This is a genomic window from Nonomuraea sp. C10 (genome assembly GCF_008017515.1).
In the GTDB taxonomy this organism is placed as follows: domain Bacteria; phylum Actinomycetota; class Actinomycetes; order Streptosporangiales; family Streptosporangiaceae; genus Nonomuraea; species Nonomuraea ferruginea.
In genome coordinates this window covers 2,237,194-2,263,738 of the sequence record NZ_VPFF01000001.1, presented here as the reverse complement: position 1 = coordinate 2,263,738, position 26,545 = coordinate 2,237,194, and the positions used below count along the sequence as shown (strand labels likewise).

At 73.3% G+C, this 26,545-nt stretch carries 19 protein-coding genes and 3 tRNA genes; 12 read left to right on the top strand and 10 right to left on the bottom strand.

Annotation, left to right across the window (positions count from 1 at the left end; translation table 11 throughout):
• Positions 1–6: 6 nt before the first annotated feature.
• Positions 7–1,116 (bottom strand): tRNA dihydrouridine synthase DusB, encoded by a 1,110-nt coding sequence (gene dusB, locus FR742_RS10145; protein ID WP_148030715.1) that lies wholly within the window; start codon positions 1,114–1,116, stop codon positions 7–9.
• Positions 1,117–1,205: 89 nt separating this feature from the next.
• Between dusB and FR742_RS10140 the strand changes: the two genes are divergently transcribed.
• The 4 genes from FR742_RS10140 to FR742_RS10125 all read left to right on the top strand — a co-directional run bounded on the left by FR742_RS10140 (position 1,206) and on the right by FR742_RS10125 (position 4,336).
• A tRNA-Gly gene (locus FR742_RS10140) sits at positions 1,206–1,277 on the top strand.
• Positions 1,278–1,291: 14 nt separating this feature from the next.
• Positions 1,292–1,362: transfer RNA gene (locus FR742_RS10135), tRNA-Cys, on the top strand.
• A gap of 4 nt (positions 1,363–1,366) precedes the next feature.
• A tRNA-Val gene (locus FR742_RS10130) sits at positions 1,367–1,441 on the top strand.
• 102 nt (positions 1,442–1,543) lie between these two features.
• Positions 1,544–4,336, top strand: a complete 2,793-nt coding sequence (locus tag FR742_RS10125; protein ID WP_148030714.1) for a heparinase II/III family protein — start codon at positions 1,544–1,546, stop codon at positions 4,334–4,336.
• 82 nt (positions 4,337–4,418) lie between these two features.
• Here FR742_RS10125 and FR742_RS10120 read toward each other — a convergent pair whose 3' ends face one another.
• Entirely contained in the window at positions 4,419–5,048 is a 630-nt protein-coding gene (locus FR742_RS10120; RefSeq protein ID WP_148030713.1) for an alpha-ketoglutarate-dependent dioxygenase AlkB, read from the bottom strand.
• 138 nt (positions 5,049–5,186) lie between these two features.
• On the opposite strand from FR742_RS10120, the gene FR742_RS10115 reads away from it, so the two are divergent.
• Both FR742_RS10115 and FR742_RS10110 read left to right on the top strand, forming a co-directional pair.
• A complete protein-coding gene (locus FR742_RS10115) occupies positions 5,187–5,945 on the top strand; it encodes a VOC family protein (protein WP_148030712.1) in 759 nt (252 codons plus the stop codon).
• 24 nt (positions 5,946–5,969) lie between these two features.
• Positions 5,970–7,253 (top strand): MFS transporter, encoded by a 1,284-nt coding sequence (locus FR742_RS10110; RefSeq protein WP_261808456.1) that lies wholly within the window; start codon positions 5,970–5,972, stop codon positions 7,251–7,253.
• Here FR742_RS10110 and FR742_RS10105 read toward each other — a convergent pair.
• Genes FR742_RS10105 through FR742_RS10085 form a run of 5 tightly spaced genes read right to left on the bottom strand, consistent with a single transcriptional unit; the run spans position 7,229 to position 10,826 of the window.
• Positions 7,229–7,762 (bottom strand): CGNR zinc finger domain-containing protein, encoded by a 534-nt coding sequence (locus FR742_RS10105; protein ID WP_148030711.1) that lies wholly within the window; start codon positions 7,760–7,762, stop codon positions 7,229–7,231. The genes FR742_RS10110 and FR742_RS10105 overlap by 25 nt on opposite strands.
• 18 nt (positions 7,763–7,780) lie before the next feature.
• A complete protein-coding gene (locus FR742_RS10100; protein WP_148030710.1) occupies positions 7,781–8,728 on the bottom strand; it encodes a hypothetical protein in 948 nt (315 codons plus the stop codon).
• Position 8,729: 1 nt separating this feature from the next.
• Positions 8,730–9,725, bottom strand: coding sequence for a hypothetical protein (locus FR742_RS10095; RefSeq protein WP_222708881.1), 996 nt, complete (start codon positions 9,723–9,725; stop codon positions 8,730–8,732).
• A gap of 40 nt (positions 9,726–9,765) precedes the next feature.
• Positions 9,766–10,134: a DUF2203 domain-containing protein gene (locus FR742_RS10090; RefSeq protein ID WP_148030708.1), complete on the bottom strand. Its 369-nt coding sequence runs from the start codon at positions 10,132–10,134 to the stop codon at positions 9,766–9,768.
• Between the two features lie 11 nt (positions 10,135–10,145).
• Complete coding sequence (locus tag FR742_RS10085) at positions 10,146–10,826, bottom strand: GntR family transcriptional regulator (RefSeq protein ID WP_315970604.1); 681 nt, start codon at positions 10,824–10,826, stop codon at positions 10,146–10,148.
• A 91-nt stretch (positions 10,827–10,917) separates the two neighbouring features.
• On the opposite strand from FR742_RS10085, the gene FR742_RS10080 reads away from it, so the two are divergent.
• Together FR742_RS10080 and FR742_RS10075 are read left to right on the top strand one after the other, a co-directional pair.
• Positions 10,918–12,219 (top strand): MFS transporter, encoded by a 1,302-nt coding sequence (locus FR742_RS10080; protein ID WP_148030706.1) that lies wholly within the window; start codon positions 10,918–10,920, stop codon positions 12,217–12,219.
• Positions 12,220–12,294: 75 nt separating this feature from the next.
• Positions 12,295–13,227, top strand: a complete 933-nt coding sequence (locus FR742_RS10075; RefSeq protein ID WP_148030705.1) for an SPFH domain-containing protein — start codon at positions 12,295–12,297, stop codon at positions 13,225–13,227.
• On the opposite strand, the gene FR742_RS10070 is transcribed toward FR742_RS10075, so the two are convergent.
• On the bottom strand, positions 13,224–14,519 hold the full coding sequence (locus FR742_RS10070; protein WP_148030704.1) for an MFS transporter: 1,296 nt from the start codon (positions 14,517–14,519) through the stop codon (positions 13,224–13,226). The two genes, FR742_RS10075 and FR742_RS10070, sit on opposite strands and share 4 nt — an antisense overlap.
• Positions 14,520–14,719: 200 nt before the next feature.
• Between FR742_RS10070 and FR742_RS10065 the strand changes: the two genes are divergently transcribed.
• Complete coding sequence (locus FR742_RS10065; RefSeq protein WP_148030703.1) at positions 14,720–15,487, top strand: sirohydrochlorin chelatase; 768 nt, start codon at positions 14,720–14,722, stop codon at positions 15,485–15,487.
• 73 nt (positions 15,488–15,560) lie between these two features.
• Positions 15,561–16,079, top strand: a complete 519-nt coding sequence (locus FR742_RS10060; RefSeq protein WP_261808455.1) for a GNAT family N-acetyltransferase — start codon at positions 15,561–15,563, stop codon at positions 16,077–16,079.
• A 1-nt stretch (position 16,080) separates the two neighbouring features.
• On the opposite strand, the gene FR742_RS10055 is transcribed toward FR742_RS10060, so the two are convergent.
• The gene (locus FR742_RS10055; protein WP_148030701.1) at positions 16,081–17,220 is read right to left on the bottom strand and encodes an epoxide hydrolase family protein; all 1,140 of its coding nucleotides are present in this window, start codon (positions 17,218–17,220) and stop codon (positions 16,081–16,083) included.
• Between the two features lie 44 nt (positions 17,221–17,264).
• On the opposite strand from FR742_RS10055, the gene FR742_RS10050 reads away from it, so the two are divergent.
• Both FR742_RS10050 and FR742_RS10045 read left to right on the top strand, forming a co-directional pair.
• Positions 17,265–18,218, top strand: a complete 954-nt coding sequence (locus FR742_RS10050) for a YafY family protein (RefSeq protein WP_148030700.1) — start codon at positions 17,265–17,267, stop codon at positions 18,216–18,218.
• Between the two features lie 72 nt (positions 18,219–18,290).
• Positions 18,291–18,731: a hypothetical protein gene (locus FR742_RS10045; protein WP_148030699.1), complete on the top strand. Its 441-nt coding sequence runs from the start codon at positions 18,291–18,293 to the stop codon at positions 18,729–18,731.
• A gap of 26 nt (positions 18,732–18,757) precedes the next feature.
• Here FR742_RS10045 and FR742_RS10040 read toward each other — a convergent pair whose 3' ends face one another.
• A complete protein-coding gene (locus FR742_RS10040; protein ID WP_148030698.1) occupies positions 18,758–26,497 on the bottom strand; it encodes a tetratricopeptide repeat protein in 7,740 nt (2,579 codons plus the stop codon).
• Between the last annotated feature and the right edge of the window lie 48 nt (positions 26,498–26,545).

The following is a 26,545-nucleotide window of genomic DNA, read 5'->3' as shown; positions in this document are numbered from 1 at the left end:
GCTTGCTCAGCCGCCGGAGACGTCGGACTCGGCGTCCTCGGGGACGACGGTGTCCCAGGCGTCGTCGAGCCAGCCTTCAGGCAGGTGGACCTTGGTCCGCTCGCCGGACTTGCCGCGCGGCGTGTCGGTGTGCGGCGGCCACGGCTGGTCAGGGTCCAGCTCGGCCAGCCCGGCGCGCAGCTCGTCGAGCGAGTCCGCCGTCGTCACCCGCCGCCGCGCCTCGGCGCCCACGGTGAAGCCCTTGAGATACCAGCCGATGTGCTTGCGGAAGTTGGCGATGGCGTAGCGCTCGGTGTCGAACGCCTCGACCATCATCGTGGCGTGCCTGGCCATCGTCCGCGCCACCTCGCCGAGTGACGGCCTGGCCCGCTCGGCGCTCCCGTCGAACGCACTCCGCAGATCCCTGAACAGCCACGGCCTGCCGAGGCAGCCGCGGCCCACGACCACGCCGTCGCATCCCGTACGGGCGACCATCCGCAGCGCGTCGTCGGCGGACCAGATGTCGCCGTTGCCCAGCACCGGGATGTCGGGCACCGCCTCCTTGAGCCGGGCGATGGCGTCCCAGTCGGCCGTCCCGCCGTAGTGCTGGAGCGCGGTGCGCGCGTGCAGCGCCACCGCCGCGACGCCCTCCTCGGCCGCGATGCGGCCGGCGTCGAGGTAGGTGAGGTGGTCGTCGTCGATGCCGGTCCGCATCTTCATGGTGACGGGCAGCGGTCCCGCGTTCGCCACCGCCGCACGCAGGATCCGCCGCAGCAGGTTGCGCTTGTACGGGAGCGCTGAGCCGCCGCCCCGCCTGGTGACCTTGGGTACGGGGCAGCCGAAGTTGAGGTCGACGTGGTCGGCCAGGTCTTCCTCGGCGACCATCTTGACCGCCCGGCCCACCGTCACCGGGTCGACCCCGTAGAGCTGGAGGCTCCTGGGCCGCTCCGGCTCGGCGAAGCGGATCATCTTCATGGTCTTGGCGTTCCGCTCCACCAGGGCGCGGGAGGTGATCATCTCGCACACGAACAACCCGCCGCCCTGCTCGCGGCAGAGCACCCGGAACGGCGCGTTCGTGATGCCCGCCATCGGCGCCAGCACCACCGGCGGCCACACCTCGATCGGCCCAATCTTCATCCTTGAAGTTGTAGCGCAGGTCCGGCGGGAAGCGGTATTCGCACGGGTGAGGCGGGGCGGCGGGAAATTCGCTAGAGTAGTCGGGCAACGCGGAAGTGGCTCAGTGGTAGAGCATCACCTTGCCAAGGTGAGGGTCGCGGGTTCGAATCCCGTCTTCCGCTCGGACAGGTTGCCCGGTGGAGTGGCCGAGAGGCGAGGCAGCGGCCTGCAAAGCCGTGCACGCGGGTTCAAATCCCGTCTCCACCTCGACGGACGATTAGCTCAGCGGGAGAGCGCTTCCCTGACACGGAAGAGGTCACTGGTTCAATCCCAGTATCGTCCACCATCTCCACGAAGTCGCGGGTTCGGCATGCGTCCAGCGCTTCGCCGTTCCAGGTGATCGCCTCGGCATACCGTAGACATACCGGGCGTTCCTAAGCTTGCGCGGGTGTCTCGCAACGATCGCTGGATCAGAGGTCTCGCCCTCCTGATCCTGGCTGCTCCCATGCTCGTGACAGGTCCGCAGGCCGGGGCGAAGGCCCTGTCGGACGTAGGCTTCTTCGGACGGTGGCTGGATGGCGCCTGGGACGTCGGATCGCGGTTGTCCTACAGCCATCCGGGCCTGACGGCCATGCAGAACGCGGTCAAGGCGGGTGACTACGGCCTGGCAAAACAGCGGTTGCTCGACTATTTCCGGACACGTCCAGGGATATCGGCGGGCAGCTTCTCCCACCCGGACTGGCCGGGAGCCGTGGAGCTGACCCCGGACCACATCTGGACGCTTGACGGCGGCGAGGTCTACATCAGGACGCTGACGATCGGCACGGCGGAGACGACGGTGACGACCGACGTGACGAGCAGCGTCACCGGTGGCCGGAGCGGATTCTTCCTGATGAGCCGGTACAAGGACCCGGTCGTCGCGCACTTCCACAGCAGGAGCAAAGGCTCCGGCAAGCCCACCCTGCGCTTGACCTTCGCCGACGGCTCGGCGAAGAGCCTCCACCCGACGGACGACACCCACATCTGGGCGGGCCATCCCGGCAACGTGTACGGCGACAAGTACCTGCTGCAGGTCAGCGACCAGGGCGCGGGCCCGTTCACGGCCGCCACCCGCAAGGCCTACCTGCAGTTCGACCTCGACGGCCTGCCCGAGGTGAAGAAGGCCGAGCTGACGCTGACCGCCAGGGCGGACGCCAGTAAGCAGGTCATGCTGTTCGGCAACGGCGAATCCTTCGACGAGGACACCCGCACCTGGTCCAACACCGTGCAGTACACGTACTCCTGGGAGGGTGACCCGGGCGGCTTCGACTGGAAGAAGCCGGCCGGCGCCGACAAGGAGTACCACGTCCAGCTCCCCCGCTTCTCCTTCGCCGGGCCACTCGCCACCGCCTATCAGCGGACCGGTGACGAGAAGCACGCCCGCGCCCTCATCGGCCTGATGACCGACTTCATCGAGGACGCCGACACCTACGACTCCGACGAGGGCGCGGGCTCGTACCCGAACAGCCTCTCCGTGGCCCGCCGCATCCAGAACTGGATTCCGGCGTACGAGATCCTGCGCAAGAGCCCGTCGCTGACGGCCGAGGCCAACGCCGAAATCCTCAAGGCGTTCAACCGGGCGGGCATGCACCTGCAAGAGAGCGTCCAGGGCGCGCCGAACTGGAAGCAGACGCAGAAGGTCACGTTGCTGCACGCCGCGGTGTACTTCCCGGAGTTCCGCGCGGCCACGGGGTGGCGCGGCAACGCGGTCGACTTCCTGGGGTCGCAACTCGACGACTCGACCTACCCCGACGGCGGCTACTGGGAGGCGACAGACGGCTACGCCCGCTCCTACGCCTCGCAGTACGTGGACATCGCCCTGTTCATGCGGCCGCACGGGATCGAGTTCAGCGACGCCACCAAGGCCAAGCTGCGCAAGCTGGGCCGTTTCCTGATGGATCAGACCTACCCGAACGGCTACGGGCCCGGGTACGGCGACGGCGAGAGCAGGGACATCCGCTCGACGCTGAGACGGCTGGGCGAACTGCTGGGCGACCAGGAGCTGATCTACGTCGGCACCTCCGGCGCCTCGGGGCGGAAGCCCGCGCACACCTCGTCGCTGTATCCCGACACCCGGGTGGCGGTGTCCAGGTCCGGCTGGAGCCGCGACGACTCCCACCTGCGGCTCAACATCGACCGGGGCAACCACAGCCACACGGACGAACTGGCGGTCACCGCCTACGCGTACGGCAGGGCTCTGCTGCCCGACATGGGGACATACACCTACAGTTCTGACCCGCGCGCGCAATGGCTGCGGTTCAGCACAGAGGCGCACAACACCATCGAGATCGACAACCAGGCACAGGATTCGAAGGCTCCGGGAGCGATCACTCACCTGGTCACCAACCCGGTCTTCGACCGGATCGGCGCCCACACCGAAGCCTCCGGCGGCGCGCGCCACGAGCGATCCGTCCTGGCCCTGCACTCGGGCCTCTGGCTCGTCTCCGACCGGCTGAAGCCCACCGACGGCGCGGCACACCGCTACGAGCAGAACTGGCACTTCGGCGCGGAGGCCGGCCCCGCTCTCCGATCCGGATCGAAGGTCGCGACCACGGCCTTCGACGGCACGGGTCCGAACATCAGCGTCCTACCCGCCGACCCGGGCCAGATCAGCGCCTCGCTGCGGGACGGCCACCACGCGCCGTACATGTACCGGGTGGAGAACGCCAAGTACGCGTCGTACGTCAAGACGGCCGAGGGCGGGACGACCTTCGACACCCTCCTGCTGCCCTCCAGAGGAGCGGCGGACCCGGCGGCGGCGGTGGAGCGGCTCCCGGTCAGCGGCACCTCGCCGTACCGGGCGACCGCGCTGAGCCTGGACCTCGGCGCGCGCGGCGACGCGGTCTACTACAAGTCGTGGTCCAGCCAGCCCTCGCGCTCGTTCGGGCCCTACACCTACGACGGGAAGATGTTCTACACGGAGAACGGCGCCACCGGCCGGACCATCGTCATGGTCCACGGCACATCCGTCGAACGTGACGGCCAGACCCTGGTCGAGTCCCCGGCCGAAGTGGCCGACCTCGCCGTGCGCATCAGCGCGGACGGAACCGTCCGCATCGACGGCACGGGCCTGACCGCGAGCACCGACCGGGCGCGAGCCATCGCGATCGACGCATCGCACGCCACCGAAGTGGTCCTCAACGGCACGCAGGTGCCCTTCACCCGCGACGGCGCACTCATCTACGCGGCGGCCGTCGCGTGACGACGGGTTCGGCCGGGCATGCCCTCATGGCGGGCGAGTGGGCCGCGGCCGCGCGGCTCACGCGGGCCGGTGACCCGGGCCGTCAGCGGACGCCGCGGGGGCGGAACTGGATGCTGATGCGCGGGCCCGCCGGGCGGGTGGTCTTGGGGACGGCGTGTTCCCACGTGCGCTGGCAGCTGCCGCCCATCACGATGAGGTCGCCGTGACCCAGGTCGTAGCGGAGTGACGAGCCGCCGCCGCGCGGGCGGAGCAGCAGGGGGCGCGCGTAGCCCACGGACAGGATCGCCACCATCGTGTCGTGGGCGGCGCCGCGGCCGATGGTGTCGCCGTGCCAGGCCACGCTGTCGCGGCCGTCGCGGTAGTAGCACAGGCCGGCCGTGGCGAACGGCTCGCCCAGCTCCTCGCGGTAGTGCTCGTCGAGGACGCGCCTGGCGTCGGCGAGCACCGGGTGCGGCAGCGTCTCGCCCTCGTCGTAGAACTTCAGCAGCCGCGGCACGTCGACGACGCGGTCGTACATCTTGCGCCGCTCGGCCCGCCACGGCACCGACTCGGCCAGCCGCTCGAACAGCTCGTCGGCTCCCGACAGCCAGCCCGGCCGCACGTCGACCCAGGCGCCCCGGTCGAGAGGGACGCGGCGGACCGTCGAGCCGAGCGGCCCCACGGCGAGTTCCTCGTTCAGGCTCAGCAGAGATGCTTGGTAAACAGCCGCCATACCACCGAGTGTAGGTGATCGTTCAAACATGTTTTCGACTGTGCCGGATCCCGCGGGCGGGGCATGAAGGACGAGAAGAATCGCGTGGCGTCGTCCCGGGCCGCAGCGGGGCCGCCACATCCGATCGAGGAGCACGTCATGCTCACCACTGAGTTCCTGCCGGGCAGCCCGTGCTGGGTCGATGTCGGCAGCCCCGACATCGAGGCGACCGCCGGCTTCTACAGCGACCTGTTCGGCTGGCGGTTCCAGCCGGCGATGGAGGGATACGGCTTCTGGCAGGCCGACGGCAAGACGGTCGCCGCGGCCGGGTCGGTGATGGAGGAAGGGGCCGCCGCGTCCTGGATGGTGTACTTCCAGACGCCTGACTGCGACGCCACCGCCAAGGCGGTCGAGCTGGCCGGTGGGCTGGTCCGCGCCCAGCCGTTCGACATCGAGGGGCAGGGGCGGATGGCGCAGTTCACCGACCCCGCGGGGGCGGAGTTCGCGGCCTGGCAGCCGGGTGGCACGCGCGGTCTCGACGTGGTGACCGATCCGGGGTCGTTCGCCTGGGCCGAGCTGTTCGTGCCCGACACCGACGGCATCCGCGGCTTCTACCGGTCGGTGTTCGGCTGGCGGTTCGACGACGTCGACATGGGAGATCTGACCTACCCGGTGGTCTCGCCGGCCGAGGGCGGCGCCGACTCGTCGATGGCGGGGCTGGTGGGGCTGCCGCCGGGTGACCGGGCCCACTGGGTGCCGTTCTTCGAGGTGCCCGACTGCGACGGGGTGGTGGCCAGGTGCCAGGAGCTCGGCGGCACGGTGCGCACGCCGGTGGACGACGTGCCGGGGGTGGGGCGGATCGCCTACCTGTCCGATCCGCACGGGGCGCGGTTCGCGGTGATCACCAGCACGGCCTGAGCGCGCCGGTGTAACGTCTCCTGAGTGTTGACACGTTACATGCTCGGCGCCCTCGCCTCCCGTACCGGCGACGAGATGTCCGGGCCCGCGCTGCTGGTCGCCGGGCTGGCTGTCACCGGGTCGCCGGTGCTGGCGTCGTCGCTGCTGGCGGGGCTGACCGTGTCGGCGGCGGCCGGGGGGCCGCTGCTGGGCGTGGTGCTCGACCGTACCCGCAGGCCGGGGCGGGTGCTCGGGTGGTGCCTGGTGGGTTACGGCGCGGGGCTGCTCGTGGTGCTGGCCGGGCTGGGGCGGCTGCCGGACGCGGCGCTGATCGGGGTGGCGGTGCTGACGGGGTTGCTGGGGCCTTCGCTGAACGGTGGGTGGACGGCGCAGCTGCCGTTGGTCGTCGGGGCCGGGAGGCTGCCGCGGGCGAACGCGCTGGACGCGATGAGCTACAACGTGGCCGCGCTGGCCGGGCCTGCGCTGGTGGGGGTGATCGCGACCGCCGCGGGAGGAGAGGCGGCCGTCGTGGCCGGCGTGGTGCTGCTGGTGGCGGCCCTGCCCGCGGCCCGGGTGCTGCCGGCGCGGGAGGAGAGGCTCGGGAAGCCGGGGGCGGTCCGGGAGGAGCTCGCGGCCGGGTTCCGCGCCATCGCGGGGAACCGGGCGCTTCGGCGGGCGACCGTGACGTCCATGGTGTCGATGGCGGGTCTGGCCATGCTGATCGTGGCCGCGCCGCTGCTGGGCCTGCGGCTCGCGGGCGACGCCGGGTACGGGGCGCTCCTGCTGGCGGTGACGGCGGGAGCGGCCCTGGCGGCCAACGCCGTGATCGCGCGGGCGGGGGTGCGGTGGCGGCCTCTCCGGGCGGGACGGCAAGGCAGTGCCGGGGTCGCGCGGGCGGGGATGGGGTGGGACACGGTGATGGTCGTGTCCACCCTGTTGATCGGGATGGGGACGCTGGTGGCGGCGGTGGCGGGGGCGTTCGCGGTGGCGGTGGTGGCCGCTGTGGTGGTGGGCGTGGGTGAGGGGCCGCAGCTCACGGCGCTGTTCGCGGTGCGGCACCGGGAGGCGCCTGAGCGGGTGCGCGGCCAGGTGTTCACGACCGGGGCCAGCTTGAAGATCACTTCGTTCGCGGCGGGTTCGGCGCTGGCGGGGCCGCTGGTGGCCTTGTCCCCGGGAGCCGCGCTGCTCGCGGGGGCGGGCGTCCAGCTTCTGGCCGTGGCGGCGTACGGTCTGCTCTCGCTCCCCCGGTCGGCCCTGGAAGGACCTACGCCGTACGGTCCTGACGAAGAAACACAGTCGGGTGATCAAGCTGGGCGGGTGGAGCGGTAGGCGGCTACGCGTTCGCGGGTGGCGCAGCGTGGTGTGCAGTAGCGGCGAGGGCTGCCGCCGCCCGCGTGCAGGAAGGGGCGGCGGCAGGTCGCCGACGCGCACAGGCCGCCGGGGACGCGCTGGTGGTCGGCCAGGAGGACGGCGAAGGCCATCGCCGAGGACGCCTGGAACCATTCGCCCCAGGGCGCGTCGTCGTGGCCGTCGACGTGCACGTGCCAGCCGGTCGTGCCGTCGTGGCTGGTCAGGCGGGGCGGCCCGGCGGCGGTCGCCAGGAGGCCGTTCAGCAGGGCCGCCGCCGCGCCGGGGCCGGGCGCGGCGAGGACCTCGACGAGCCGCCCTGCCGCCTCCCGCATCGCCCGCACGTCGGCCCCGGTGAGGTCGAGCGGCCCCCGCTCCCCGTGGGCGCGCAGCACCCGGGCCACCGACTCCGCCGTCGCGTCCTCGTACAGCAGGACCGTGCACAGGTCGACGGCCCTGGCCGCGATCGCCTTGGTCGAGTGATCCTCCACGTTCCCGAGCGTAGGGGGTCAGCCGCCGCAGGCGGCGACCACGAGCGAGTCCTTCAGCACCGTGTAGCGGTCCCTGAGCCTGACCGCGCCGGTCCCGGTGTCGATCTGGACGACGCTCGTCCGGCCGGCCTGGGTGGTGAGGTGGAGCGTGACCTGCCGGTCGCCGGTCCAGTCGATGGCGTTGAGGTCGCCCTTGGGCAGCTTGACCGGGACCCGGCCGAGCACCTGGTCGGTCTCGACGTCGTACAGCACGAGCTGGGACTTGCCGGCGACGAACGCGGCGGCGGTGCGCCCGTCGGCGGCCAGGGCGAGCGGCATGTTGGCGGAGACGAGCTGCGGCGGGGTGGCGCGGGAGACGAGCTCGCCGGTGTCGGCGCGGACCACGACGTCCGTCACGGACTCGTCGGCGTCGACGGTGGTGAGGACCTCGCCGCCGTCGCCGCTGAAGTCCACCAGGGTCTCGCCGCGCGGGAGCGTGCCGAGGCGGGCGCCGTCGGAGGTGCCGAAGATCCGCACCTGGCCGGTGCCGATCGTGACGGCGAGCCGGCCGCCGTCGTCGGACAGGACGAGCCCGACCTCGTACTGCGGCACCCGGGGCACCGCGCCGGCCGGCAGCCGGGTGACGCCGCCGCCGAGGGTGCGGACGGCGAGGCGGTGGGAGTTCTTCGCGAAGTACGCGACCTTCGTGCCGTCGCCGCTGACCGCGACGGGCGCGGGGAGGTACTTGTAGGGCTTGCCGTCGGCCTTGAGCGCGACGGTCTGCGCGTCGGCCAGGACGCGCTGCTCGCCGCTGTGCATGACCAGCCGCCACGGGCCGCAGGGCAGCCGGCCGTCGTCGCCCCTGTCGCAGCCCTTGATGGAGGCGTAGCGGACGGCGTCGTGGTGCGGCGCGGCGTGGGCCGGCGCGGTCAGGGGCATGGTCAGGGGCACGGCCAGCAAGGCGGCGGTCAGCAGGATGACCTTCATGTCACTCTCCCGCGACGGTGTAGAAGTAGGGGTCCTTGCCGGTCGTGTAGCGCTCGGTCTGCTTGACGGCGCCGGTCGCGGGATCGGCGGTGAGCACCCGGACCACCGCCGTGCCGCCCTTCCCTCTCCCGGGCACGGCGACCGTGAGCTTGCCGCCCTCGCCCCACCGGGCGGTGAACGGGGTGTCGCCGGGGGCGAGCGCGAGGTCCACGCCCTCGGTCAGCTTGCCGGTCGCCAGGTCGTACAGGCGCAGCCTGGGCGGTTTGCCGCGTTCGGGGTGGCCGGAGACGACGACCGCGACGGTCCGCCCGTCGCGGGCCAGCGCCTTGACCGGCGCGTTGGCCACGACCTGCGGCGGCGTGCGCCTGACGGAGGTGCCGTCGGGCTCGTGCACGACGAGCGCGGTGGTGTTGTCGGCGGTGACGCGCTCGGTGAGCACCCGGTCGCCGCCGGGGCTGAAGCCGATCGGGGTGTCTCCCCCGCGCAAGTCGGAGGTCCGGCGGGTGGCGAGGGTGTAGAGCTTGGTGGGCACGCGCTCGGCCTGGTCGAGGTAGTCGACCAGCACCCGGTCGCCGGCGGGCGACAGGGTGAGCGAGACCAGGTCGGTGCCGGCGCCCTTGGGCAGCAGCGACCTGGGCAGCAGGGTGCGGCGGCCGCTGGGCAGGTGCCACACGACCAGGCGGTGGTCGCCGGACCGCTGGTGGGCGACGGACCGGCCGTCGGCGCTGACGGCGAGCGGGGCGGCCTCGCCGGTGCTCCTGCCGCGCCGGTCGACGCTGACCCCGGCGACGGCGGAGCTGGTGGTCACGCCGCCGCCGGGGGCGAGCAGCCGCCAGGTGGGACACGGGACCGTGATGCCGGATCTCTCCGTACAGGTGGGGATCCACGCCAGGCCCACCTGAGCGGGCCGGGCGTGCGCGGCGGGCGCCCAGGCGACCCCGCCGAGGACCGCGGACGCCAGGAGGGCGGCGGTCGCCGAGCAGATTCTCATGCTCACTTGGACAACCGGCGGGCCGCACCCGCGGATCACGGATGCGTCACGTTCGGGGCAACGGCCGGCGGCCGGGGAAGCCGAGCTCCGAGCGGTGGTACCAGCCCAGCTCCGGCTCACCCTCGATCCAGCACAGCCGTACGGACGCGCCGTCGAGCACGGCGGGGAAGTCGAGCAGCACGGGCGCGATGCCCTTCACCTCCAGGCCGAGGCCGGCCCAGCGGGACAGGATCTCCTGCATGCCCGCCTCGATGCCCTTGATCTCGGGCAGCCCGCCGAGCGGGGAGACGCCGCCGGTGTCGCGGTCGTAGGTGATCTCGGCGAGGTCGGCGCGGGCGGCGACGAGCTCGCGGGCCTCGGCGAGGATCCGCGGCATCAGCGAGCGCGCCTCGGCGACGGAGAAGAGCCTGTCCATAGCCGGGAACGTTAGCGGTTCGGCTCGTAGGCGCGGAGCAGGAGCTGCTCGGCGTGGTCGAGATAGCCGTCGAGGTAGGCGGCGGCGCGGTCGGGCTCGCCGGCCTCGATGAGCTTGAGCAGCTCGCGGTTGCGGTCGAGGAACGGCTCGTGGAAGTCGCGCGGGTTCTCCATCACGTGGAAGACCAGGCGCAGCTCGGCGAGGAGCTGGCGCATCGCCTCGTCGAGCCTGGGGCTCTGGTTGAGGGTGACGAGGGCCTGGTGGTAGCGGATGTTGGCGGTGCCGACGGCCCGCCAGTCGCCGGCCTCGGCGGCCCGCTCGGCGTCGGTCATCGCCTCGCTGATCTGCGCCAGCGCCTGCGGCGTCGGGGGGCGGCGGACGGCCGCGCCTTCGAGCACCCGGCGCACGCGGTAGAGGTCGGAGACGTCCTCGGCCGACAGCACGCGGACGAACACGCCCCTGTTGAGCCGGTGGTCGAGCAGCCGTTCGTGGCTGAGCAGCCGGAACGCCTCGCGCAGCGTGTTGCGCGAGACGCCGAGGGCCTCGCAGATCGACTCCTCCGACAGGCGCTGGCCGGGCATGAAGAGGCCTTCGATGATCCGGTCGCGCAGGATGTCGGCGACCCGCTCGGCGGTGCTGCTGCGCCCGAGGCGGGATCGGTCTTGTGCGAGGCCGGCTACTGCGTCGTCCACAGGCAACAGGAAATCATCGAACAAACCTCTTGTCGAATCGTTCAACGATCCTTACGTTGAAACGGTGACCCTCTGAACGAAGGAGCGATCGATGTCCGGCTCCACCCCCCAATCCCGGCGGGTGATCCTCGCCAGCCTGATCGGCACATCGCTGGAGTGGTACGACTTCTTCCTGTACACGACCGCCGCCACGCTGGTCTTCGGCAAGCTGTTCTTCCCTACCTTCGACCCGCTGAACGCGACCCTGCTGGCCCTGACCACGAACGCGGTGGCGTTCGTCGCCCGGCCGCTGGGCGGGATCGTGTTCGGCCACTTCGGCGACCGCACCGGGCGCAAGACGGTCCTGGTCGTGACGCTGCTCGTGATGGGCGTCTCGACGTTCCTCATCGGCGTGCTGCCCGGATACGACACGCTGGGCGTGCTGGCGCCTGTCATGCTCGCCACGCTCCGGTTCGTGCAGGGGCTGGGGCTCGGCGGCGAGTGGGGCGGCGCCGTGATCATGTCGCTGGAGCACGGCGACCCGCGCCGCCGCGGATTCAACGCGAGCTGGCCCCAGGTCGGCGTCCCGGCGGGATACGTGCTGGCCACCGGCCTGCTCGCGATCCTGTCGTTCACGCTCCCCGACGCCGCCTTCATGTCGTGGGGCTGGCGGGTGCCGTTCCTGCTGTCGGGGCTGCTGGTCCTCGTCGGCCTGTGGGTGCGCCTGAAGATCACCGAGTCGCCGCTGTTCGCCGAGGTCGAGCAGAAGGGCGCCAAGGCGCGGATGCCGCTGCTGGAGGTGCTGCGCACGCACCCGCGCGCGCTGCTGTCGGCCTTCACCGCCCGGATCGGCGTGGACGTCGCCTTCTACACCTTCACCGCGTACATCCTGGTCTACCTGACCGGCCCGCTGGGCCTGGATCGGCAGGTGGGGCTGAACGCGGTGCTGATCGCCTCGGCGCTGCAGCTCGGGCTGATCCCGCTGTTCGGCTCGCTGTCGGACCGGTACGGGAGGCGCCCCGTGTACTTCGCCGGCGTCGTGGGCGCCGCGGTCTGGGTGTTCGCGTTCTTCCCGCTGCTGGAGACCCGGTCCACGTTCCTGATCATCGTGGCCGCCGTGGTCGCGCTCGTCACCCACGCGGCGATGTACGGGCCGCAGGCGGCGTTCATCGCCGAGCTGTTCAGCACCCGGCTGCGCTACAGCGGGGCCTCGATGGGCTACCAGGTGGCCGGCATCGCGGGCGGCGCGCTCGCCCCGGTCATCGCGATCAAGCTCGTCGACACGTTCGGCACCACGCTCGCGGTGTCGGTGTACGTGGTGATCGCGCTGGCGATCACCGCCCTGGGCCTGGCCATCGCGCCGGAGACGCGGGACCTGGACCTGGCCGCCGAGCCGATGCCGCAGCGCACCTGAGACCGCCCCTCCTGGAGTTGCCGCGAGAGCCGCGGGCGGCGGCTGCCACCGCCGCCCGCGGGGGGAAGGACGACCATGCGAACCGCCCTGCTCGTGATCGCCGCGCTGATCTGCGTGCCGACGCTCGTCGGACTCGTCGGGGGCCTGGAGAGGACCGACGCCGGCGAGGTGGCCGTGGTCCGCGACGGCGGCTGGTTCGACGACAACCAGGTGCGCGCGGTCATCCCGCCGGGCTCCGGCCTGACCTGGGCCGGCCTGTGGTCGTCGGTGCACCCGTACCCGGCGCAGCAGCGCTTCTACACGATCACCGCGGACGCCAGGCGCGCCACCACGCTGGGCGTGGACGTGGTGACGGTGCCCAGCGGCGACGGCGTGAACCTGGGCGTCGAGGGCACCCTGTACTTCACGCTCAACCTGGATCCGGCGACGCTGAAGACCTTCGACGACAAGTACGGCACCCGTACCTTCCGCGGCCAGGACGACTCCTTCCTGTACGCGTGGGAGGGCGACGAGGGGTGGACCGCGTTCTTCGGCCAGGCGGTCCGGCCGGTGATCGACAACGCGCTCCGCACCGAGGTGGGCGCCCGGCGCTGCGCCGAGCTGGTGCCGTCGTGCGCACTGCTGGAGAGCTCGGCGCTGAAGCCGCGCGACAGCAACACGAACATCAGGGCGGTGCAGGACGGGGTGAACGCCGCGCTCGCCCGCGACCTGCCGCGCACGCTCGGCGGCGCGTTCTTCACCGGCATGACCTTCTCGCTGTCGCGGATCACGCTCCCGGCCGAGGTGCAGAAGTCGGTGGACCGCTCGCTGGCGGCCGGCGCCGCCGTCTCCGAGGCGCAGGCGAGGGTGGCGCAGGCCGAGGCGGAGGCCAGGGCCAACCAGGCCAGGCAGGACGGCTACGACAAGTGCCCCGCCTGCGCCGAGATCGACAAGCTGAAGTCACTCCCCCAGGGCATCACCGTCTACGCCCCGGGGAACCAGGACGCGGTCGTCGTGCCCACCCGCTAGGCCCGGGGCTCGCCCGGAACAGGGGCACGGGTGAGCCACGGGCCCTTGAAGGCGGCCAGGGTCAGCAGGAACAGCACCTGGCCGCCCAGCCCGACCATCAGCCACGTCTCCCAGCCGGCCGCGGCGACGACCTGCGGCGAGACCACCAGCATCGCCACGATCATGACGCGGACGACCATCCCCCACAGCCCGAGCGCGGAGCCCTGCAGGCGGGCGTCCACGTCCTCGGCGTTCTCGGAGAAGTTGGCCATCCACGGCACGTACGCGATGCCCAGGGCCAGGAACAGCATCGCGTACACGACCACCACGTGGGTGGCCGAGGCGCCGGCGCCGACCAGGCCGATGAAGTAGGCCAGCGCGGCGATGGTCAGCACGGTCCCGGCGGCGGTGAACGGCTTGCGCAGCCGCAGCCGGTCGGAGATCCGGCCGACCGCGATGACGGCCAGCGCGTTGAGCACGATGCCGAGCGCGACCACGCCGTTGGCGGCCGCCGCGGCCATGCCGAACGCGGTGACCAGGATCGTCTGGCCGAAGATGGCGAAGGTCCAGTAGAGCACCTGCCAGCCGGTGTTGCCGAGCACGTGCGCCCACAGGTGCGGGTGCCGGAACAGCTCTCTCAGCTTGCCCGGGTCGATCTTCTCCTCGGCGCTCACCTCCGCCTCGGCGTCCATGACCTGGGCCCGCAGCGCGGCGGACGGCTCGGCGATCTGCCAGATGATGATCGCGCAGAGGGTGAGCGAGACGACGCCCATGAGGATGGCCTGCGACTGCCAGGCGTTGCCGAACAGCGGCAGCGTCAGGCTCGCCAGCGCGGAGGCCAGGAACGAGGCGCCGACCGGGCCCCAGGTCCAGAACGCGAACGCCTGCGCCCGTCCCATCCGGGGCGAGAAGTCGCGCACCAGCGAGGCGGTGATGGTGATGCCCGCGCCCTCGATGAACAGCATCAGGCAGCGGACCGCGAGCAGCCCGCTCACCGAGTCGACGGTGGCGAGCAGGAAGTTGCAGGCGGCGGTGACGGTGAGCGTGGGCACCAGGATGGCGACCCGGCCCCACCGGTCCGACAGGATGCCGCCGAACCCGGCGGACACCCCGCCCACCAGCACCGAGAGCGCCGCGATGAGCCCGTACTCCTCCAGCGACATGCCGAGGTCGGTCATCAGCAGCGGCAGGATGGTGGCGATCGTGGTCTCGAAGTTCGCCACCAGGCTGGCGAGCACCGCGATGGCGAGCAGGCGGACGCGGCGGGCGCCGACGGGATAGACGCTGAGCTCGCGGACGTAGAACGGCTTCATCCCCAACCTCCGGGGCACGAGCGGGACAAAGGGTCGCTCTAGAACGCGTTTCTAGTAGATCCACAGTTTGCTGCTGAACGCGCGCAAGTCAACGCCCACGAGCGTCACGATGTGATCTCGGTCACCATTTCGCACGTTGTAACGCAATCGCCGCCGATTCCCAGAACCTGATCGACCGTTTACGCATAAACTGCGCGCCTGTGAGCCTCCCTGTACGTGAACGTTCCCCCCGCCCGGGCGGCGGCCGGCACCGGCGGCCGGTCCCCACGTCCCTCCCGCCGGACGCGCCCGTACTCGTGCTCGCCGCGCCCGGCAGCGCCACCGGCGTGGCGGCGGACATCGCCGCCGTGGTGCGCGTCGACAACCCCCAGATCGAGGTACGGCTCACCACCGTGGACGAGCTGGCCCCGGCGCTGCCGGAGGGCCGGGACGCGATCGTGGTGCCCCTGCTCACCTGGGACGATCCGGCCGTCCTCGGCCAGATCGGCCGGGCCGTCGCCGACAGCGGCTCGGGCGCCGTCGTGACGGGCGCGCTCGGCCCGCACCCGCTGCTGGCCGAGGCGCTCCACATCAAGCTGGCCGAACGCGGCCTGGCCAGGGCCGACCGGGTGCGCCTGCTCAACGTCCACAGCCCCGTCGACGCGGTCATCCTCGGCACGACCGGTGGCGAGCAGGCCGTGCACGCGGCACAGGCGACCGCGGTGCTGCTGGCCTCCCGGCTGACGCTCCCGGTGGTGGCCGCCTCGCTTGACAGCGAGCCCGGAGTCGCCGTGGCCGCGGACCGGCTGCGCGCGGCCGGCGCCCAGCGGCTGGCGCTCTCGCCGTGTGTGATCGGCCACGAGGCCCCGGCTGACCTGGGGCGACGCGCGGCGGAGGCGATCGGCGCCGGCCACGCGGAGCCGATCGGCGCGCACAGCATGATCGCCGAACTTGTCGCCCGCGCTTACGGCAGTCAACTGGCCACTTGACAAGGGCTTGTAGAGATCACTCAAGTAGCGTTACCGTCGGCCCATGTGCGAGGTCGTGTGCAAAGGTGAGCGTTTGTGGCTTCGTGAGGTCACCGAGTCGGATGCCGCGCCACTGCACGCGATCTACGGAGATCCGGCGGCCACCCAACACATGCCGTTCCCGCCCCGCACGGTCGGGCAGGTGGCCGAGGTCGTGCGGGAGGCGGTGGCCGCCGCCGCCGAGAAGCCGCGCCGCCTGTACGCGCTGGCCGTGCTCGACGCCCACGACCGGAGCGTGATCGGCGTCGCGCGGCTGCACGTCGACGCCGAACGCCCGCACTGCGCCGAGATCGGCCTCGGCCTGCGCCCCGACCACTGGGGCCGGGGCATGGGCACCGACCTGGTACGGCTGCTGCTGACCTTCGGCTTCAAGCAGCTCGGCCTGCACCGCATCTGGGGCGCGCGGGCCCCCGCCAACCTGCCCGCCCAGCTGGCCATGCTGACGGCGGGCATGGTCGAGGAGGGTCGCCTGCGCCACCACGTGGCCGCCCCCGACGGCTGGCGCGACTCGGTGATCCACGCCGCGATCGAGGACGAGTGGCGCGGCCGCTGACTCAGCGGACCAGCCCGAAGAACGCCCGGACGTCCTCCACCAGCAGGTCGGGCGCCTCCATCGCGGCGAAGTGCCCGCCGCGGTCGAACTCCGACCAGTGCACGATCTTGTGCTCGCGTTCGGCGACGCGGCGGACCCCGGGGTCGCCGGGGAAGACGGCCACCCCGTGCGGGAGCGCCGACGGCTCCTGCCCGCGGCCCCAGGACGCGGCGCTCTCCTTGTACAGCCGGGCCGAGGAGCCCGCGGTCCCGGTGAGCCAGTAAATGCTTATGTTGGTGAGGAGCTGGTCGCGGTCCACCGCGTCCTCGGGCAGCTCGCGGGCCGGGTCGGTCCACTCCTTGAACTTCTCGGCGATCCAGGCGAGCTGCCCTGCCGGGGAGTCGTGCAGGCCGTACGCGAGCGTCTGCGGCCGGGTGGACTGGATCATCGCGTATCCGGAGCCGTCCTGGTCGCCGTAGACGGCCAGACGGGCCCGCTCGGCCTCGGTCAGGCCCTCCAGCTCGGCCGGATCCCCGCTCGGGAAGCCGAGCCCGCCGTTGACGTGCACTCCCACGACCCGTTCCGGGTCGAGCCTGCCGACCATCGGGGAGATGACGGCGCCGGTGTCACCGCCGTGCGCGCCGTACCGCCCGTAGCCGAGCCGGCGCATCAGCTCCTTCCACGCCGCCGCGACCCTGGCCATGTCCCAGCCGCGCTCGCGGGTGGGCCCGGAGAAGCCGAAGCCGGGGAGGGACGGGGCGACGACGTGGAAGGCGTCGGCCGGGTCGCCGCCGTACGCGCGGGGGTCGGTGAGCGGGCCGACGACCTTCATGAACTCGGCCACCGACCCCGGCCAGCCGTGCGTGACCAGCAGGGGCAGCGCGTCCGGCTCGGGTGAGCGCACGTGCAGGAAGTGCACGTTCTGTCCGTCGATCTCGGTGGTGAACTGCGGGAAGGCGTTGAGTGCCGCCTCGTGCGCGCGCCAGTCGTAGCCGGTGCGCCAGTACTCGGCGAGTGCTCGCGCGTACGGGACAGGCACCCCGTACGACCAGCCGGCGCCGTCCAGCTCGTCGGGCCAGCGGGTACGGGCGAGGCGCTCGCGCAGGTCGTCCAGGTCGGCCTGCGGGACGTCGATGCGGAAGGGCCGGATGTCGTTGTCCATGACGCCCACGCTAGAAGCCGGTTAGGACAGGTACGGTCCTAGGTGTGCTGGAGACCTCGGCTCGACTGCTGAAACTGCTGTCCCTGCTGCAGACGCGGCGCGACTGGCCCGGCGCGGAGCTGGCCGGGCGGCTCGGCGTCTCGGCCCGTACGGTGCGCCGCGACGTGGAGCGGCTGCGGGAGCTGGGCTACCAGGTGCACGCGTCGGCCGGGGTGCCCGGTTACCGGCTCGGCGCGGGCAGCGACCTGCCGCCGCTGCTGCTCGACGACGAGGAGGCGGTGGCGGTGGCTGTCGGGCTGCGCACGGCCGCGCAGGGCGGCGTGGCGGGCATCGAGGAGACCTCGGTGCGGGCGCTGGCCAAGCTGGAGCGGGTGCTGCCGTCGCGGCTGCGCCACCGGGTGAACGCGCTGCAGTCGATGACCGTGCCGCTGACCGGCGGCGCGCCCGCGGTCGAGGCGGGCACGCTGTCGGCCATCGCGGCCGCCTGCCGCGACCACGAGGGCCTGCGCTTCGACTACCGGGCCGGGGACGGGACGGTCACGGAGCGGCTGGTGGAGCCGCACCGGCTGGTGGCGTCGGGCCGGCGCTGGTATCTGGTCGCGTTCGACCGCGGGCGGGACGACTGGCGGGTGTTCCGGGTCGACCGGCTGCGGCTGCGCACGCCGAACGGGCCGCGGTTCGCGCCTCGGGAGCCGCCTGCAGAGGACCTGGCGGCCTACACCTCACACAGGATCTCCAGCGCGCCGTACCGTTACCGGTGCCAGGTCATCGTGCACGCGCCCGCGGAGACGGTCGTGGCGCGCATGCCGCCGTCGGTGGCCGCCGTGGAGCCGCTCGACGGGGGCGGTTGCCTGCTGACCAGCGGCTCCAACTCGCTGGACGAGCTGGCGTTCTGGCTGGTGTCGCTGGGGATGGCCTTCGAGGTGCGCGAGCCGCCCGAGCTGGCGGCGCACCTGCGGGTGCTGGCGCGCAGGCTGGCCGACGCGGCTGACGGCTGAGACGGCGGGTGTCGGCGCGGGGAATTGTCGGTGGCGGGCCCTACCATGAGCCTCCTCACGGAGGGATGGCCCATGCTCGACTCGCTGATCGTTCCCCTGTTCGTCACCACCGACCTGCCGCCCCGGGCCGAGCTGGCGGAGTTCGGCGAGCTGGTCGCCGGCGCGGCGCGGACGCTCGGCTACGACGCCTTCCTGTCGGGCAAGGTGTTCTGGCTCGACCGCCCGGTGCTGCCGGGGCAGCGGCCCGCCGCCGAGACCGAGTCGCGCTTCGCCGGGATGCTGGGCCACCTGGCGGTCTCGGGAGACGCGCATCCGGTCCGTGAGGTGGTGGCCGACCTGCGCACGGCGATCGGCGCGGCCGTCTCGGTCCGCTACGGCGACGCCGGCGCGCCGCCCGCCGTGTTCGCCATCCGCGACCGCGACGTCCGCGAGCGCACCCCCGAGACGGCGCTCCACGTCGGCACCCGCGACGCCCCGGCCGAGCTGGTGACGGTAGCGCGGCCTTACCTCTGACGGCCCGGCCTGCTTGTCGTGGCCCTTCAGGCGGCCAGTCCTATCAGGGTGTAGGGGGCCCACAGGTCCGGGCGCGACGACCCGTACAGCTCGCGTGACTCCAGCATCGCCGCCCTGAGCGCCCTGCCCGGGCCGGCGGCGGCCAGCCGGGCGTGGAAGGACGGCAGCAGCTCCCGCGCCACCTCGGGGTGCGCCGGCCACTGCGGCAGCAGCGCGGCGACGGCGCCCGCGCGCAGCAGGGCGTGCCCGAGCGCTGTCACGCCCGCGCCGCCGGGTGGCGGCTCGCAGCCGCTCACGGCGACGAGCCGGGCCTCGATCCGCAGGTCCATGAGCGCGCGGGCGTTCAGCAGCCCGCCGGGAAGGCGGATCCCCGAGCCGTACGGGTCGGCGCCGTCGTAGCAGGCCGGGCAGGCCAGGTGCACGGTGTCCCAGACGCCTTCCAGATCGCGGGCGGCCGCGGTGACCGGCGGGCTGCCCAGCACCGCGGCGACGGCGGCCGCGTCCTCGCCCTGGCCCGCCACCAGCGTCCGGCCGCCGTGACCGGCGCGGCGCAGCGCCTGCCGGGCCAGCGCGGCCGCCGACGGCGCGTACGCCACGGCGTAGCGATCGAGCAGCAGCCGCCCGCCCGGGGCGAGCGCGTGCAGCGGCAGCCCGTGCAGGTCGCCGTGCGGCAGCAGATACAGCACGTCGAGATCGTCGCCCAGCTCCTCGATCGCCTCGCCGAGCAGCAGGTCGGCGACCACCCGCCACAGCTCGGCCCGCCTCCGCCCGCCGTCGCCGGCCCTCGCCGTCGCGGCGAACTCGGCCAGCAGCTCCGGCCCTGCCGAGGTGGCGAACGCGCGCGGCCTCGCCCATCCCGCGCGGTGCGCCACCACGCTGACGAGCGCCTCGCCGGTGTGGAACGCTACGACGCCGCTTCCTTCCGGCAGCAGGTCCAGGAGCCGGCCCGGGTCGACGCCGATGGACCGCGCGACGTTCTCCTCCAGCCCGAGCAGCGTCTCCTTGGCCCGTTCCGCATGCGCCCAGGCCCTGGCCCCGCGCCCCAGACGGACGGCCAGCCCCACCGCCCTGGAGCGGAGCCGCTCGGCCGCCGCCGAACCCGTGTCGTCCAGCTCACCGGCCCGCTCGGCGTCCGCCAGTGCGGCCGCCAGCTCACCCAGCTCCTCGCCTGCCGCCGCCCTGGTCGCATACGCGGCGGCCAGCTCCGCCCGATGCGCCCCGCCGAGCCCCGGCACGCGCCCCCCGCCATCGTCCCCGTCCGACCACAACACCCCACCCACAGCCGCCCCTGGCCCCTGCCCACCCAGACCCGACCGGCCCACACCCCCGGCAACCGACCCTTGGGGCTCAGCTGCAACCACGTCCGACCGCCCCGCGCTCTCGACGGCCGAACTCTGCACCTCACCATCCGACTGCTGCGCGCCCTCGACAACCGACCTCTGCTGCTCACGTGCAGCCAAGTCCGACCGCCCTGCGCCCTCGACGGCCGAACTCTGCACCTCACCATCCGACTGCTGCGCGCCCTCGACAACCGACCTCTGCTGCTCACCTGCAGCCAAGTCCGACCGCACCGCGCTCTCGACGGGCGGATTCTGCACCTCACCATCCGGCTGCCGCGCGCCCTCGACAACCGGCCCGGATCCCTGCGGCTCATCGCCAACCGGTTCCCGCTGGTGTAGGCCGCCGACGCTCGGCTCCGGCGGCTGTCCGCCGGCGGCGGCAGTCGGTCGCTGGGTGCCGCCGCTGAACGGCGTCGGCCGCTGAACGTTCCCCGTTGTTGGCTGGGTGCCGGACTCTAGGAGGTCGATGGCTGCCGAGGCGCGGGCACGGGCGGCGCTGAACCGGCCGGCGCGCAGGTCCAGAGCGCCGAGTTCGGCCAGCGCCACGGCCTGGCCCTCGCCGAAGCCGATCCGCTGTGCCAGCGACAGCGCCTCGGCCAGGCGGTCGACGTCGCCCAGCCGGCCCAGCGCGATCAGGTCGCGCACCACGGCTCGCTGCCGTCCGCGCGCCCGGTCGATGTCCAGGGCCCGTTCGGCGAGCCGTGCCGCGCTGTCGCGTTCTCCTCTGGCCGCGTGTACGGGGGCCAGTTCCCCGCACACGGTGGCCACGGTCGCGTCGTCGCCGACGGCCTCCCCGAGCGCCAGCGCCTCCTGGTAGAGAGTTGCGGCCTCGTCCACGTCTCCCTGGCGGAAGCGCGTCCTCGCCCGTACGGCCAGCAGAGACGCCCGCATGCCGCGCCAGGCGGGGCCGGCGGCGAGCGCGAGCGCCTCGGCGAGCACCGCCCCGGCGTGCGACCAGCGCCGGTCCTCCGCCAGCGCCGCGCCGAGCGCCCCGAGCGCGGCCACCAGCCGCACCGGCATCGCCTGCCCGGACTCGCGCGCCAGCCGGACGGACTCCGCCAGGTGACCGATCGCCTCGGCCGTGCGCCCCAGCGCGACCGCGGCGGCGCCACGCCCGCGCAGGTGCTCGCTCAGCAGGCCGTCACGCAGGTCGCACCCTTGCTTCGCGTACTCGTACGCGGCCTCAGGATCGTCCGCCTCCAGCGCCAGCGCGCACAGTTTGGCCAGCAGCCCGGAGCGGCGGCGCGGGTCGGCGGCGGCGCCGGCCGCCTGCCGTGCCAGCGCGAGCGCCCCGGACAGATCGCCTGCCGCCTCGGCCTCCTCGATGCGTACGCGCTCGGCCAGCCGTTCGGCCAGCTCCGGGTCCGCGCCGCCGCGCCGCACCGCGGCCAGCGCCTGCGCCAGCGCCGCCCGTCCCCGCGCGACCTCCCCCGCCGCGAACTGCAGCTCCGCCAGCCGCACCAGCACGGCCGGATCCGCTCCCCCGACCGGGATCACCTCGTACGGTGCGTCCCCCGTAGGCCCGGTCACCGCGCCACTGAGCCCCTCTTCCAGCGCCTTCCTCGCCCGGCGCAGGTCGCCCCGCTCCTCCAGCGCGAAGCCGAGACGCAACGAGGCGAGCGCGGCCAGACCAGCGTGCCCGGTCGCGCGAAAGCCGTCGGCGGCCAGCCCTAGATGCTCCACCACAGCCGCCGATCCCCCCGCACGAGCAGCCCCCCAGCCACCGTCCTCCCGCTCCCCCAGCCCGCCCACCCCGGCGACCGGCCCACCTCCGGGCCCCACCGGCAGACGCCCCCCCACCCCCACTGCGCGGTCCACCGCAGAACCAACCGACGGACGCTCCCCCGCCGCCGCACCACTCTCGGAACCCGCCGGGGGATGATGGCCGACTTCGGTTGCGCGGTCGCCCACAGAACCCACCGGCGGACGCTCCCCCGCCCTCGCTGCGCGGTCCGCTGCAGAACCAACCGACGGACGCTCCCCCGCCGCACCACCGCCAGAACTCACCGGCGGACGCTCGTCCCCTGCTGCGGCTGCCTGGTCCCCCGCCGAACCGACCGACGAACGTTCCCCCGCCGCCGGACCAAGCCCGGAACCTGTGGGGGGATGCTGGCCGACTTGGGCTGGGCGGTGCTTCGGCGCTGGGCGGTTGTGTGCGTGGACTACCGCGAGGCGTTCGTGGACTACCGCTTCCCTCAGGGGGTCGCCCGCTCCCAGGCCGAGGGCGGCTCGGAGCCGGTCGAGTGCGTCGTCCGGGTGGCCGGTGCGGAGGTCGGCGGTGGCGCGTACCAGGGCGATGGAGAACAGGGCGCCGATGTCGCCTTCCGCCACGGCGGGGCGCATCGCCAGGTCAAGCTCGGCCGAGGCCTCGTCGCAGCGGCCCAGCTCAACCAGGCAGGCGGCGCGCATCGTCCGGGCGGCGGCCACGCGTTCGGGGGCCGCGAACGCCTCGGCGGCCGTCCCGAAGTCCTGGGTGGCCTGTTCCATCCCGGCGCCGGTGAACCCGATCACGCCGAGGTGGTAGCGCACGGCGGCGACCCCGTCCCGGTGGCCGAGCTGGTTGTAGGCGCGCTCGGCCCGCTCGAACGCCCGCCTGGCCCCGGGCACGTCGGCGCGGGAGAGACGGCGGCGGGCGATGTGGTACCACTCGTCGGCGGCCTCGCGCCGCTGGCCGCGCCGCCGGACCACGTCCACGATGGCGGCCTCGCACGCCGCCGCGTGATCCGCGTGCCCGAGCTCGTACAGCAGCACCGCGTGCCCGTCCAGCGCCTGGCAGGCGTCGTCCCACTTGCCGATGGCCTCCAGCTCGGACGCGCAGGTGCTGATCAGCTCGGCCGCGGCGGGCAGGTGGCCCAGCTCGGCGCCGGCCCGCGCGCCCGGGATGAGCGCCCGCGCGGCCCGCTCGGCGTCGCCGCGGGTCAGGTGCAGCTCGCGGGCGCGGCCCGCACGTTCCAGCGCCTCCGCCCGGTCGCCCGCGTCGAGGTACGCCGCGGCGGCCCTTTCCTGGTACGTGGCCTCGTCCGCGTGCAGGCCCGCTTCCCGGCACAGTTCGGCGGCCCGCCGGTAGCAGGCGGCGGCCCGGCGTGGCTCCCCTGCCCGGGCGCAGGCGTTCCCCATGGCGGCCCGCTGAGCCGCCTCCTCCCGAGGGTGTCCGAGGGCTCCGTAGCCGTCGGCGGCGTGTTCGAACGCCCGTAACGCGGCCTCCCAGGCGCCGAGTTCCTCGTGCTCGTTCCCGATCCTGGAGTACGTGTCGGCCGCCTGGACCGGTTCACCCGCCTCCGCGAACGCCTTCCCTGCCCGCTCCAGCAGTTCGATCGCCATTCTCCGGCCCCTATGCCCGGCCAGGCCCGTTGCGGCCCTCACCAGATACGTCGCGGCGCGTACGTTCTTGCTTTCGTCGCCGGGGCCTTCCTCCGCGGCTCTCCCGCCGATCCCGGTAGCGCGACCGGGATCGGCGCTGTCGCCGGTTCCGGCCTCGTCCCCGCTTCTGGCGGCGATGTAAGTGGGCCCGGCAATGACGTCGGGGGGGCCGGCAGTGGCATTGGCGGGGCCGGTGACGACGTCGGGGGTCCCGGCAGTGACATCGGCTGGGCTGGCGACGTTCCAGGAACCGGCGCCGCCGCCGGTCCCGAATACGGCGCCATCGTCAGTCCGGGAAACGCCTCCGGCTCCAGCGACGTGGGCAGTAGCAGTGGTGTCGACGGAACTGTCGCTGTCGTCCGTTCTGGCGACGCCCTCGGTTCCGGCGGAGATGTCGGCGGTACCGGCAACGTCGGTGGTTGTGCTGGTACCAGTGGTGGCTCGTGACTGCGATGCGCCCGGGGTGTTGGTCTGACCGCCGGTTCGGGAGTCTCTGGCTGCCCTGGCGTGGCGTTCGCCGAGGCGGAGCAGGTCTCGGGTGGTTTCCTCGTCGTCGCAGACCATGGCGAGCCGGGTCGCTGCCTCGGCCAGCGGCTTGTCCGGCGTCCCTGACAGGGCGCCGAGCGCCAGGCGGAGCAGCGAGGTGAGCTCGGGATCGCCGCCGGGCACGTTCCCGGCGAGTTCCAGCGCCTCGACCAGGTCCTGCTCGTCACCTCGTACGGTGAACCGCACCAGCAACCCCTTGACCAGCGCAAGCGGTACGAGCGACGCTCCCGCCCCCGTGGGCGGCGGTGCTTCGAGAGTGCGTGGCCGAGGCGACGGCTCTCGCACCGCACTAGCCGGGGTGCCTTGCGCCGAAGGCAAGCCGCCGAACGGGTCCCTCGGGGTCACGGTCTGCGATGTGGGTGATGCGCCCGGCGGCGGTACCGCTGAGGGAGGGCCGGACGGAGGCGCGGTGGTTCCGGTGGCGAGGTAGGCCAGCTCTGCGGCTTTGCGAGCCGCCTGAACGGCAGCGTCCAGGTCCGCGATCTGACGGGCCGCCTGAACGGCACCCCCCGCGTCGGCGGAGCTGCGAGCCTTCTGGATCGAACCATCCCAGTCCGCAGAGCGCCCGGCCGCCTGCACCGCCACACCCGACTCGGCGGGTCCGCGTACCTCCCGAGCCGCAGGATCCCGGTCCGCAGGGCGCTCGACCGCCTCCACGGCGTCCCAATCGGCGGGTCGGCGTCCCGCCGGGGCCGCAGCGTCCCAATCGGCGGGCTGGTGTCCTACCAGGGCCTCAGCGTCCCAATCCGCAGGGCGCCCGGCGGCCTGCACCGCCTCGTCCCAGGCGGCCGGCCGGCGTCCCGCCAGGGCCTCAGCGTCCCAATCCGCAGGGCGCCCGGTCGTCTGCACCGTCACGTTCGGCTCGGCGGGTTCGCGTACCTGCTGGGCTGCGGCGGCGAGGGTGGCGCGGTGGCGTAGTACGTCCGAGAGGACTGTGTGCGCTTCCGCCTGGAAGCGCGGGTCCGTATCCGCCGCTAGTGCCTTCCGGAGGGTTGTCACGGCCTCGGCGGCGGTGTGCGCGGTGAGGTCCAGGCGCAGGGCCTGGCCGAGCAGGAGGAGGACTCGGGGGCGCTGGGGGTGGCGGCCTGGGCAGGCTGCGACGGCGGCGCGGGCGGCGGAGATGGCGGTGCGGGCGTCTCCTGTTCGTGTGGCGCGGTGGAGGAGGACCCCGGCCAGGCCGGTGAGGAACGCGGGCCGTTCCGGATGTCCCTCTGGTGCGCGTACCACCGCCTGCCGCAGGGTCTGTACGGCGATCTCCAGGTCCGCCAGGTCGCCGCTCCCCCGGTAGCGCCGCCAGTGGCGGCGGCCGAGCAGGTCGAGCCGGGTCGCCGCGTCGTCCAGCCTGGCGGCGGCGTTCCCCAGCTCCGATGATCCCGTCCAGGCCACCGGATCCTCCGGCCAGGTGCCTGTGTGACCATACGGACCCGGAAGGCCCTCAGGTTGGCTCGCGGAACGGTCCGGTCCCGGGGCGGTTTCCGGGGCATCCAGCGGGGCTGGGGATGCGGGGTCGTGCGGATGGGATGCGGGATGGGCGGGAGGCACCGGGGGGGTCGGAGCGGGGGGTAGGGCGGCGAGCATGTCGCGGCCGGCTTCGAGGGAGCGGAGGTCGCCCGTGACCACGTACCACTCCACCAGGGCCGTGCCGTAGCGGGACAGGACCGCCGGGTGGGCGCCGGCCTCGTGCCAGTGGTCGAGGCAGGCCTGGCCCACCCGCAGCAGCGCCAGCAGGTCGGCGTCGGCGCAGGACGCGGCGGCACGGGTGGACGCCAGGAGGAGGAGGTCCAGGAGCGCCGCGGAGCGTTCCGGTCCCAAAGGGCGGCCGGCGGCCAGGAGGTACGCCCTGATCAGGGGGGTGTCGCCGGGCAGCGCGTGCCCGAGCGCCGCCGCCAGGTCCGTCACGTGGCCCGGGCCGGCGAGCGCGGCCCGGAACAGGGCGTGCACCGCGTCGTCGAGCGCGCCGCCGTCGCCGGCCGTCCGGTACAGCCGCACCAGGCCGTTGCCCAGGATGGCCAGCGCCTCGGCGGCCCAGGCTGGTGCGGGCATGTCAAGGGCCTGCTCCAGCAGCACCTGCCCGAGCCGGTCGCACACCTCCGCCGTGGGCGTGGCGAGCGCGCGGCGGAGTATGGCGTGCAGGAGCAGCCCCACGTGCGGGTACGCGTCCACGTCCACGTGGCGGAAGACCTGCTCCGCCAGCTCCGCCCAGGTCTCGGCGGTGGCGGCGGCGGGGACGTGCGTCCCGCGCAGCCGTTCCGGCAGCCCGTCGGGGTCGAGCACGGCGACGGCGGCGAAGAACACGCCTGCCACGGCCGCCTCGCCGTCCTCCTCGGGGGCGAGCCGGTAGCGGGCCAGGTGGAGCACCCCGGCCAGCCGCCAGACGGCGGCGTCGCGTGGCCCGCCGTCGCAGGCCAGCATGGCGTCCTCGGCGTCGTCCAGCGCCGCGTCGTCCAGCACCAGCCGGGGGTCCGCCGCCCGCTCGAACTCCTCGATTCGGGCAGCGAGCACCCTGGCCGGATCTTTCATGGGGCCTAGGCTCTCATCAGCCCGTCCTTCACGTACAGCACCGTTCCG